The organism is Bacillus sp. GbtcB14, assembly GCF_019091205.1.
GTDB classification, from domain to species: domain Bacteria; phylum Bacillota; class Bacilli; order Bacillales; family Bacillaceae_G; genus Bacillus_A; species Bacillus_A cereus_AG.
Window position 1 is genome coordinate 55981 of the sequence record NZ_JAGXJT010000002.1, and the last position, 12057, is coordinate 68037.

The window sequence follows — 12057 nt, forward strand, 5'->3', positions numbered from 1 at the left end:
TCTTAATCTAAAGAAATCCTTTATAAAAAAGGATTTCTTTTACTTCTTCATGCTTTTTAACCACTTCTCAAAAATTTGTACCATTCCATGTTTTCCAGCTAATTTCTCTTCCCCTTGTTTCGTTTTATATGGATATAATTGCAAGAACACACCACATCCAGACTCAATTTTTTTACTATGCATATGACTTCCTGGATATACACAAATGACTTCATAAATGGCCCTTCTATAATAGACTCGCTTTCCATTCTGTTCTTCTACATATTTTATAGACCAATACTTATACATTTGCTCAGTTGCTTTCGTATTTCCAACGTGCTGAAAAATATTGTACATGGGGCTATACTTGACTTCAATAATAATAGAAGATTGGTATACATATTTCCCCTCTTCTTTTACATAACAATCTAAGCGAATATCTGGCTTCTTCGTGTCTTCTCCATTATAAAAATTACTCCCTTTACTTAAAGCAATAAGCGGATGTGTTTCAATTAAATCATTAAATGCGACATGTACTCTAATATCATCTCGATGTACAACTACTGTCGTTCCATCCTGTAATCCATCTACATAAAAATGTTCTTGGATTTGTTCACGAATGGAATTTTTCGCCTCAAAACCCATTTGCTCTAACATGGAAATAACGATAAAAAAAGCGTAATATTCATACACTAAAAATGTTGGCTTATAAACAAATAATAATGATGGAGATTGATCTGTATATTGTGGAAGTACATCTAAATGCTGTAGTAGTTGTTGATGTGGTATCGGTAAATTATGTGAGTTCATGTTAACCGTTTCAACAACTTCTCTCCAAAATGGAGAATGCATTAAAGTTTGAAAATATTGTACACTATCATGTACAAAATGCGCTAATATTTTATATTCTTGTATCTTCATGGAACTTTTTCGTAAGTCCGCCTCTTTTAGTAAATGTATATTTTTATATTTTTGTTTCTCTCTATCCGTCACTGATCCATTACGCTCAATTGTTTGTATAATCGTTTTTACAGCTTGAAACTCTTCTGATTTCTTCTTTTTTGCTCTTTCTAATATTTCAATTGTTTGACGTAAAAAACTTTCAGCTTCAAGTAAATAGAAATAAAATTGCATCGCTTTAAATTTAAGAAATGCATTTTCCTTACTATTTTTTTGTTCTATAAACTTACGATTATAATATTTTGCATACGGTTTTCTTTCTGCCACTATGGCTCCTTTTCTCGTTGCTTTCCGCTCTTTTTCTTCCCATTTATATTCATGTATAAATTTTGAACTTGATTCTATTTTCTTAAAAATTTGCTTTATCTTTTTCATTTTTTGTGGCAACTTTCTAAGTAACACTAGATAAGAAGAATCTTCAATATCACTGAGTGCAGAGAAAGTCTTTTTATAATAACCTCTATCTAAAATCAACTCATTTAATATTGACTTTACATAGTTTTGAATCATTTCAAATTGATCATCAAAAAAATTTTTGGGAACGACTTGAAAAGCGCCATAATACGTTTTATCTTCTATATTCACTTCAAAATGATATAAGCCACAACGCCATGGATAAAAGAATTCCGTTTTTCCATGTTCATATATTAATACCTTTTGTTTTTTTTCATTTATTTCATATTTTGACTCTTTTATATTTTTCTGTCCCTCATATACTTTATTCCATATAAAAGTAATATTCATTGGACTTTCATAATGGTAATGCAATCTGATTGGTTTTAATTCTTGTACTTTATAAATACATTGAACTAATGCTGTAGTAGATGTACAAAGACGATTTAATAAAATATATTCCCCTTTTGCCTCAGTTCCAATGATTAACTTTAATACAAAAGGGAGTGTTTCTTTCGTATCAACGATTTCTGTTTCGTATCGCCCTTCATTTTGCATAGCCATACAACTCCAGTTCTCTACGCTTTTCTCTTATATATGCTAAAGAGTGTTCAAATGTAGATACTCTGTTTGCAAGTGGCGATTGCAAAAGAGGTAGTAATGTTGCCCCCCTTTTTACGTCTTCAGAAAGTAAAGACCCAACCATCATTTCTGTTCCTCTTATTTTCGTCAATACACGCTGCTTGATTTGTAAATCAAATCCTTCTTCTCTACTAATCATATAGGCATGATTATTTTGAAACGGTATATTTTGCAAATAAGTAGCTATTGCGTTTGCACATCGAAATGAAATTCCTTTTGACATATCGTGTGATGACAATACAACATGTAACTTATCTAATAGTTCTAACTCTTCTTCAGAAAACACCTCAATCATCGCTTTATTTCTGACCCAGCTTATACGAAATTCTCCTGCAGTTACTTTCAGAGGTGGTTGTAATACAATTTTCTCTTGTTCCATACACATCTCACAAAACGGAATCTTTTGTAACGTTATTAAATTCGTCCGATCTAATAATCGATCTGAGAGCTCTTTCGTTGTTTCATCAAAATTTACTGTACCTACAAATATAATATTTTCACCAATTTCAATTGTTGATGGAATTGGATTTTCTTTTTCTTGTACACCTTCATACAAATTTAGAATACGGTTTTGCTTTTCAAGTTGAAGAACAGATAGAAATGGAGTAAACCAATGCTCAATATGTGACATATTCATTTCATCAAAAACGATTATATATAGCTGATTTTGATTTTCTTTTGCCTTCATTAACGCCCTAACTAATTTTGTTTCACTTTCAATAAAAGTACCATTTGGGTGAAGGTAACCAAGTAAATCATGTGGTTCTTGATACGATGGTGAAATCGGAATCCAAACCAATTCTTCCCCATACTGTAATCCAAGTGCTTCTGCATAAGCTTGCACAAATCGGGATTTCCCAGCGCCTGGTATACCACCTAGAATCGTCAACATATTTGTTTTCGCACTTATATGGAAATTATAAATGTCCGTTTCATCCAAATATAGCCCTTTATTACGTACAAAACTTTTTACATACTGTAAAAAGACGGATTCACGCTCATCCCATTCCCATTCATCCTTGTGCACTTTTATTTCCTCTACTTCTACACGCTTACCTTCTTCAGTCATTCGTTTTTTTAATTGCTCATACATGTGATTACTTACAAAATACAATTGATCTTCTACCGCTATTTCTACATGCTTCCCCCAGTCATTAAAGTCTATATACTTACATTCTCGCTGCTGTTCAAAATAGGCAATTGAACTAATTGATGATGACTTTAAAGATATATTTCCATATAACCTTCCATCGTGCCACAATAATTCAGGAGGCTCAAAGTCTTTCGGATATTTTGGCATTAGAAATGACAAATAGCCATTTCCAAGTTTTCTTTCTAAAGACTCTCCTTTTTTGTATTCGGAAACTTTAGGTACTGGAATCATTTTATAGCCATTTGCTATTTCTCGCGGTTCTTCTGCATAAATTAACTCCACATATATATGTCCTCTCTCGTAATAGAGACGAAACATAACCAGTTGCTTTTCTAATTTTCGTTTCTTTAATTCCGAAAAGACTTTTTCATTCTTTTTATTGCTACATAAACCTTCAAATACATATGGTTCATTTTTTAATTGCTCTTGTAACGTGAATGGTATTGGCGATAGGCATTGTACAAAGAAGTTCTCTCCATTCTTTTCTCTCTCTGCTTTTGTGAACTTTCCGACAAACCTCATATAGTACATTCTTTTTATAAAACTTGGCTGAAGAGCTTTATGTAATTTCACCTTCGTCACCTTCTTTTTTTCATACTATTCTTAGTGTATGAAAGAAACGAAAAACTAGAAACAAAAAACCTGACGTTATCCGCCAGGTTCATAATGAAAACGTATATTAATGAGATGGAAATGCTTTTTTCTCTTGTAAAATGGCATTATGTGCAATTTTCATTTTAGCAAGTACATATCGTAATCGATCTTCAGCGTTTTCATCTGTATTTTGCTGTAATTCCGCCAAATTCTCTACAGCACTCGCTAAATTTTCAATTACTCCTCGTAGTTCAGGATGATGATTAAAAAAGGATTCTTGCACTAATACTTTCCTTACTTCACTCGCTAAATCAACAATTCTGGTTAACTGTTCTTTTTCTTCCATTTTCATCCCTCCTGAATATCTTATGTATTAAATATTCTCTAGACAAAGAAAAAAGCCCTTTATTTAAAAGGACTTTTACATTTTTATATTTCCAGTCAATAACATATAGATTGATGTGATAGCTGCAATAACAATTGCCCACATTACATATCTCTCAATACCTCTAAAACAACGATTTCCTTTTTCTTTTCTTGCATACATGTAAACAATAATCCCGATTCCATATACGATTGAAACAAGTAATAAATTTTTCAAACCTGCTGCATATAGAAGCCATACAGAATAAATAGAAGCCATTAAAGCTAACGAGCCATTTTTTACTTTTGCATCTTTTAGTTCGTTTGTAATAACTAATTTGAATTGGAATAACGCTGATAATAAATATGGTACTAAAATTGATGTTGACGCTATGAAATACATAATTTGATATGTTGATTCTGAAAACAGAACGATTATAAATATAATTTGGGCAACGCCATTTGAGATCCATAATGCCATATGTGGCGTTTGTTTTTTATTTGTTTTCGTAAAGACTTTCGGAAACACGCCATCTTTTCCTGCTACGTGGGAAATTTCAGAAACAAGTAAAAACCAGCCTATTAATGTACCTACAAGTGAAGCAACTAACCCGATGTTAATCGCAACTGCGCCCCATGTCCCAACAACATGCTCTAATACATGTCCCATTGACGGAGTTTCTAATACGGAAAGCTCTCCTCTTGTCATCGCTCCCATTGACAAGACAGAAATTAAAATATAAATAGACATTACTAAAATAAGTCCAAGTACTGTCGCTTTACCAACATCTCGGCTATTTTTCGCTCTACCAGATAAAACAACCGCTCCTTCAACCCCAATGAAAACCCAAAGAGTTACAAGCATTGTATTTTTCACTTGACCGAGTATAGAGGAAACTGATATAGTTCCTTCTCCCCAAAAATCATGTGTAAACGTATCCCAGCGAAACGCTGTTACCATTACAACAATAAATAATACGATTGGAACCAATTTCCCTATCGTTGCAATAACATTCATAATAGATGCTTCACGAATTCCAAATAAAATTAGAAAATGAAGTGTCCATAATAAAAGTGATGCTCCTACGATAGATGCAACATTATTTCCTCCTTTAAAAATAGGGAAGAAATAACCTAATGTACTAAACAGTAACATGATTGTTGCAACGTTTCCTAAAATTCCTGCTAGCCAATATCCCCAAGCGCTGTTAAATCCGATATATTCTCCGAAACCAGCACGTGCATAACTATAAATTCCGCCCTCAAGCTCCGGTTTTTGTCTTGCTAACGTTTGATATACGAGCGCGAGTGGAATCATTCCCATCGCTGTAATACACCAACCAATTATTATAGAGCCACTATTTGCTCCTACTGCTAAATCATGCGGTAAACTAAAAACACCGCCACCAACCATTGTTCCGACTACTAATGCAATTAATGGAAAAAAACCTAACTTCTTTTCTATTTGTACCACCCCATCTGTCATTCTAGGTGTTATGTTCGTTCAACTATTAAAGTCACCTTTTTCTCTAATAGACGTTTCTCTTATATTTTTTCAGGAAAACATTACTTATTCTAAAAGAAAATGAAGAAAAATGGAATACTTTTTTGAAAAAATGTATAAGTATGCACAAAAAAACCGTTCATTTTGTAATGAACGGTCATTTCATACATATAAATTTGTATATTTCTTGTAAAATTAACGAAGTAAATTCTCTTTTTGTAAAAATTGTTTTGCTACTTCTTCACTACTTTTACCATTCACATTTACTTCATAATTCATTTTTCGCATTTCTTCATCTGTAATCTTCCCAGATAATGTATTTAATACTTTTTCAAGTTCAGGATATTTCTGTAACGTCTCTTTTCTTAATAACGGTGCACCTTGGTATGGTGGGAATAATCCTTTATCATCTTTTAACACTTTAAGTCCGTATTGCTCAAGTTCACTATCAGTTGAATATGCATCAATTACGTTAACATCTCCTGATTGAATTGCACTATAACGTAGTTTCGGTTCCATCGTTTTCACATTTGAAAACTTATAGTTATATAATTTTTGCATTCCTTTATAACCGTCTTCACGATCAGCAAATTCTAATGTGAATCCTACTTTCGCATCCTGTGCAATTTTTCCTAAATCAGAAATTGTATTTATGTTATTTAGATCTGCTATTTTTTTCGGCATAGCTAGTGCATATGTATTGTTATACTCCATCGGCTTCAACATCACCATATTATATTTCTTTTCCATTCCAGCGCGAGCTTGCTCATATACTTCATCCCGATTTGTACTTTTTGGCTCTTCTTTCACGAAAGTAGATAAAGCTGTTCCCGAAAATTCAGGGTATATATCTACTTCACCTGATTTCAATGCTTCAAATACAAATGCTGTTTTTCCAAGACCTGGTTTTAATTCTACGTGTAAATCGGTATCTTGTTCAATAAGCTGCTTATACATTTGAATTAAAATTTCAGGTTCTGATCCAAGTTTGCCAGCAATAACAATATCTTTCTTTTGTGTATTCCAAAGAAATGGAGAAGCAATCATTATACAAACAATACATATCGTCAATATAACACGCTTAGAAGAGCGTTTGGGACTCTCAAGTACTCGAAGTACTACATCAAAGAATAAAGCGAGTAACGCGGCTGGTACGGCCCCTAAAATGATAAGCGCATGATCATTTCGATCGATACCAAGTAATATGAGTTTACCGAGCCCACCAGCACCTATAAGAGCTGCTAATGTAGCCGTTCCAACAATTAATACCATCGCCGTACGAATACCGGCCATAATAATTGGTAATGCAAGAGGGAGCTCTACCTTCCACAGTCTTCTCCAGCTATTCATCCCCATAGCTCTCGCTGCTTCGATTAAAGATTCATCCAACTCCCTTATTCCTGTATATGTATTTCGTAAAATAGGTAATAGTGCATACACAACTAATGCAATAATGGCTGGAAGTTTTCCAATTCCTACTAATGGAATTAAAAGTCCGAGTAATGCCAGTGATGGGACCGTCTGCATAACTGCAGAAGTTCCTATAATAAACTCAGCCATTCGTTCTTTTCTCGTTAATAAAATGCCAAGCGGTACTGCAATAATTACTGCAAAAAATAATGAAATAAGTGATATTTGTAAATGCTCACTTAATGCAGTTAGTAATTCTATTTTTCGTTCTTGGAACGTTTGTATAAAATCAGTCACTGTTTAGCCTCTTTCCTTCATTTGTTCAACAATATAATTGACAATATGACGACTTGTTAAAGCTCCAACATATTGACCATTTTCTTCAACTGGAACGACTTCGTCAGCTCGCACACGAACTAATGCTTCTTGTAAAGAAGAATGTAATGATAGTGCATCCCCTTCTATCCGCATACTTTCATCAAGTGGCAATACATCTTCTATACTTTTCCCCTCATACCAAGGTCGTCCACGATTTCCAATGAACTCCTCTACAAATTCATTTTTCGGATTATGTATAATTCCTTCTGGTGTATCTAATTGGACAACTTTTCCTTCTTTCATAATACAAATGCGATCTCCAAGCGATAATGCTTCTTGCATATCATGTGTTACGAATACAATTGTTTTTTGAATCTTTTTTTGCAGTTGTACGATATCCTTCTGAAGTTGTTCCCTACTTAACGGATCTAACGCACTAAACGGTTCGTCCATAAGAACGATTTTCGGATTTGCGGCTAATGCCCTTACGACACCAACGCGCTGCTTTTGCCCTCCTGACAATTCATCCGGCATACGATCGCGATATACGTCTGGATCTAGCCCAACCATCTGTAGTAACTCATCGACACGAGCTTTTATTTTTTCTTTACTCCATTTTCTCATTTCAGGAACAACTGCAATATTTTCGGCAATTGTCATATGCGGAAACAAAGCGATTTGCTGTAATACGTATCCTATATTCCAACGCAATTCATTAATATTATATTGTTGAATATCTTTTCCATCGATTAAAATAGATCCTTCAGTCGTTTCAATTAAACGGTTGATCATTTTCATTGTCGTTGTTTTCCCGCAACCACTCGGACCAATGAGAACAAAAAATTCTCCCTTTTTAATTTCTAAATGCAATGAATCCACTGCTTTCGTGCCATCTTCATACGCTTTTGACACATGATTAAATTGAATCACAAATACAACTCCTTTAATGTTGTTTCCTTTATTTTGATGGAATATGGAATTCATTTCAAATGATACGCATTATTGTACAAAAAAAGAGCTCACATTTGAGCTCTAACGGTCGAACAATATGGTTTTCATTATTGCAGCATATTCACGTACATACATTTTTTTCTTAGAGCGCATTGGTGTTTCAGCAGCTAGCGCCTCCATCTTCATACCTAAACGCTTTGCAATTATTTTCGTTCTATATAAATGATACGTATTACTTACAACTACCGCATGTTTCACATCATATAAATCCATGCTAAACTTTACATTCTCATACGTATTTGTAGATTGATCTTCTATTAAAATACGACTCTCATCTATACCATGTACCATTAAATAGTTTCTCATACTATGAGCTTCCGGTATATCTTCATCTTCCCCTTGACCACCTGAAACAATTACTTTCGCTTCAGGATGGGAATATAAATATTCCAACGCTACATCCAAACGGTTTTGAAGAGATACAGACGGTCTATCTCCAAATAACTTCGCGCCTAATATAAGAACGTACGGAGAGTGATTACTCAATTTTTCACGAGCAACATTCTTCATTCGAAACGTCATATAAAGAATGTATAGTGGTGGTAATAATAAGATTATAAGCAAGATCCATTTGTTCATAAATAAGTTTGCACTCCCTTTCTTTATATTATATAGAAAAAGATAGGAAGGCAGAAGTACTTTTTATACGATTGATTTATTAGAAACGTTCGTCCCTACTTTACGTTGTGAAAGTACATAATAAATAGCAATTCCTAATGAAAAGATCAATATGCAGCTTAATACGTAAAAAGGAAGCATTACCCCAGCTTTAGATACACCAGCTGTAAACAGCATTAATAATACAATTCGTATTCCTGTACCAATTAATCGAAATAAGCTGTCTACACGTCCCATTACTTCGTTTGGAATTTCCTCCATCATCAATACATTTCTCGCTACTCTTGTACCCGCATTTCCAATCGCATGAAAAATTGCAAGTCCATATAACAACATTACGGAAGGTTCAATAATCATTGCGGTAATTGAAATTACATAAATGAACATCGTCATAACGATTGAAACTTCTGTTTTCACATATTTCATTATGAGTGGTATGCAGATTCCTGCAACAACCGCTCCGACACCGTACATCATGCCCTCTATTGCATATACAGAGGCATTAGCTTTGAGTATATCCGAAATATAAACTGGTATTAAATAATTTGCCATCATGACACCGATAAACGGCATATAAGTGGCAAGTAAGAACCAAAAGAGCTTAGGACGTTTTTTCATAAAGTGAATTCCTTCGAACAATTGCTTCTTAAATGTTCCTTTCTTTTTTACTTCCTTTTTCTTTACATATGGTATACATAAGAACAGGAAAAATGCTCCTACAAAAGTTAACATATCTACTAACAAAATCCACTTCAAAGACACAATTTCAATTAGGAAGCTCGCGGCTGCTCCTGAAATAACTTGTGTTAACTGTCCTTGTATTTCCATCGTCCCACTTAAACTTTTATAATGTTCAGCTTGAAAAATTTCTTGGTTAAATGCAAAAATTGTAGGATAAAATAACAGATAGTAAAAAGATCCTGCTATATAAATAAGAATATAGTGAATAGAATAATAAGATTGCCCAGCAAATCCCCATATAACCATTATTCCGATTACGGCTATCCCGATTCCTTCGTTACATAACAATAAAGATTTTCTTGAGAAGCGATCAATACTTTGCCCAATAAACGGCGTTAATAAAAACATAATTAGAGTTGATATGATGGAAACATAGCCAAACGTTGTCTCCCCTCCACTTTCTTTAATTAACAACCACGGAATCGTTATCATTACAATTCCAGAACCAATAGCTGATAGACTATTGGCCCCCAGAATGAAATACAAGCGTGAATCTCTATACAGAGATGGCATATCACTCAACTCCTAGTTGTTTTTTCACCTCTTTATATACGCTCATATATGCTTTTAATTCTTTAACTAAATCATGAATTAATGGTTTTGCATCTTCTCCCAGTTCACCGTCTTGTACATGAAGTCCATCAAGCACAACTTGTTTTGGGATTGCATTTGCATATACCCCTCTAGCAACAGTGCGCATACTGTTTAATGCGTTAATTCCACCTTTACCGCCTCCAGCAATTGCTAATAATGCGACAGGTTTATGAACAAATTCACTGCTACTTAAGTAATCTAACGAATTTTTCAATGCCCCACTCATTGCATTATGATATTCAGGTGTACATAGTACTACCCCATCAGCAGCTTTCACTAACGCCTTTAATTTTTTTACCGCTTCTAATTCACGTTGTGATTCTTCTCCGTTATATAATGGTAACTCTTCTATCGCTAAATCATAAAATTCCCCTTCAAATTGATCTGCAATATATTTTGCCACTACGCGAGTTCTACCGAATTTTCTTGGTGTACCGTTAATAACAACTAGTTTCATCATTATTTCTCCCCTTTGTTTTCAAGTTACATTTATATATTATCAGAAATTTCTATACAAAACACAATATAAAGAGGGAACTAGCTTGATAAAATAGTATGATAGACGAAAAAAGAACTCATACTTTCGTATGAGTTCTTCACAATTACTTTTTCTCCCCTTTAGAACTCAGTATGCCTATACTACCTTTAGCTTCAAAATGGTTATACGCTTTTTCTGCTAATTTGATACGTTCTTCTGGTAAGTCTACATATTTCATTATATTGTCTATTATTTTTTCGTACGAAGTAAATACAATTCCTGGCCACTCTATCTCGTCTTCGGGATTACTATTTTCTGAAATAATAAACTTCTTATTTGCCACTGCATAAGAAACACGAGGTGTCTCAAGAATTCCTGATAAGTAAAAATGAATATTTAAAATAATTTTAGACCTAGCAATTAACTCATTTCTAGCAATTCCCCAAGCATTATTTTTAAAAACAATATTTAAATTGGGGGCAACTGCTTTTAATTGATCCAAAATAGCTTGCCGCCTCGGATTAAGAGCACCTATAAACAGTATATCAATGTCTTCAGTAATTTCATCTTCAAATGCATCTTTTTTTATTTCTAAAGTTGGTGCATAGTTCATTCCTACATGTTTTATTTCTTTTCCTATTCCTTTTTGTTTTAACCATTCTATATTTTGTTTACTATAATCCCAAATTTCCTTATCTTTTAATAATATTAAATAAAGTGGGTGCGCATAAGGGCTTCCTTCATATAGCTGTTCTAAATTATAAATAATTGCATTCTTCGGAAGTAAATTTGGATTAAATGCATATGTGTGCGCTCCAAATACAATTGTTTTTTTTACATTTTCTAATATTGTTTCTGATATAATTGCTGTATTTCCTTCCTGCTCCAATCGCCATTTCAAAGCTCGTGCAACATCTATAAAACTACCATACGTCTTTGGGCATATAAAAAGACAATAATCATATTCTTTATTCAAATAAGCTTCCATTAACCTTAAATTATTTTTATATAAATCCACATCCGGGTATTTAAGTAAAAGCTCATTTGCATGTTTTTTTGCTACTTTATATAATCCAGCATAATAAGCAGCAATGCACCTTCTTAATTCGATTCTTTGTCGATGCTCATCTGGGGCGTCCATGTTTAAAAGAAGGTTTGCGACACAATACGCTTTTAAATGATCACGATCATAATAGTAGTCTAGTAGTGGCATCAATTCTTCATACGTATTTCCATGCACAGATTCACCTAGTTCAAGCGCCCATCGTATTAACTCCATGATTACTCCACTACTCCTTT

General features: G+C 33.7%; 10 protein-coding genes. All 10 read right to left on the minus strand.

From position 1 onward, the window contains the following. Positions 1 to 39: 39 nt before the first annotated feature. The gene (locus KVT31_RS05290; RefSeq protein WP_088096313.1) at positions 40 to 1890 is read right to left on the minus strand and encodes a hypothetical protein; all 1851 of its coding nucleotides are present in this window, start codon (positions 1888 to 1890) and stop codon (positions 40 to 42) included. Continuing rightward, positions 1880 to 3700, minus strand: a complete 1821-nt coding sequence (locus KVT31_RS05295) for an AAA family ATPase (protein ID WP_140392447.1) — start codon at positions 3698 to 3700, stop codon at positions 1880 to 1882. The genes KVT31_RS05290 and KVT31_RS05295 overlap by 11 nt, the downstream gene beginning before the upstream one ends. A 106-nt stretch (positions 3701 to 3806) precedes the next feature. Beyond that, positions 3807 to 4067, minus strand: a complete 261-nt coding sequence (locus KVT31_RS05300) for a hypothetical protein (RefSeq protein WP_000391452.1) — start codon at positions 4065 to 4067, stop codon at positions 3807 to 3809. 75 nt (positions 4068 to 4142) lie between these two features. Next, a complete protein-coding gene (locus KVT31_RS05305) occupies positions 4143 to 5570 on the minus strand; it encodes a basic amino acid/polyamine antiporter (protein WP_088096311.1) in 1428 nt (475 codons plus the stop codon). Between the two features lie 213 nt (positions 5571 to 5783). Then, entirely contained in the window at positions 5784 to 7295 is a 1512-nt protein-coding gene (locus KVT31_RS05310) for an ABC transporter permease/substrate-binding protein (RefSeq protein ID WP_088096310.1), read from the minus strand. Between the two features lie 3 nt (positions 7296 to 7298). Further along, positions 7299 to 8246 carry an ABC transporter ATP-binding protein gene (locus KVT31_RS05315; protein WP_088096309.1) on the minus strand — a complete coding sequence of 316 codons (948 nt, stop codon included), beginning with the start codon at positions 8244 to 8246 and terminating at the stop codon, positions 7299 to 7301. Positions 8247 to 8348: 102 nt separating this feature from the next. Continuing rightward, entirely contained in the window at positions 8349 to 8906 is a 558-nt protein-coding gene (locus KVT31_RS05320) for a YdcF family protein (protein WP_088096308.1), read from the minus strand. Between the two features lie 63 nt (positions 8907 to 8969). Beyond that, a complete protein-coding gene (locus tag KVT31_RS05325; RefSeq protein WP_088096307.1) occupies positions 8970 to 10199 on the minus strand; it encodes an MFS transporter in 1230 nt (409 codons plus the stop codon). 1 nt (position 10200) lies between these two features. Further along, entirely contained in the window at positions 10201 to 10737 is a 537-nt protein-coding gene (locus KVT31_RS05330) for an NADPH-dependent FMN reductase (RefSeq protein ID WP_088096361.1), read from the minus strand. A gap of 145 nt (positions 10738 to 10882) precedes the next feature. After that, positions 10883 to 12037, minus strand: coding sequence for a CgeB family protein (locus KVT31_RS05335; RefSeq protein ID WP_088096306.1), 1155 nt, complete (start codon positions 12035 to 12037; stop codon positions 10883 to 10885). Positions 12038 to 12057: the final 20 nt, after the last annotated feature.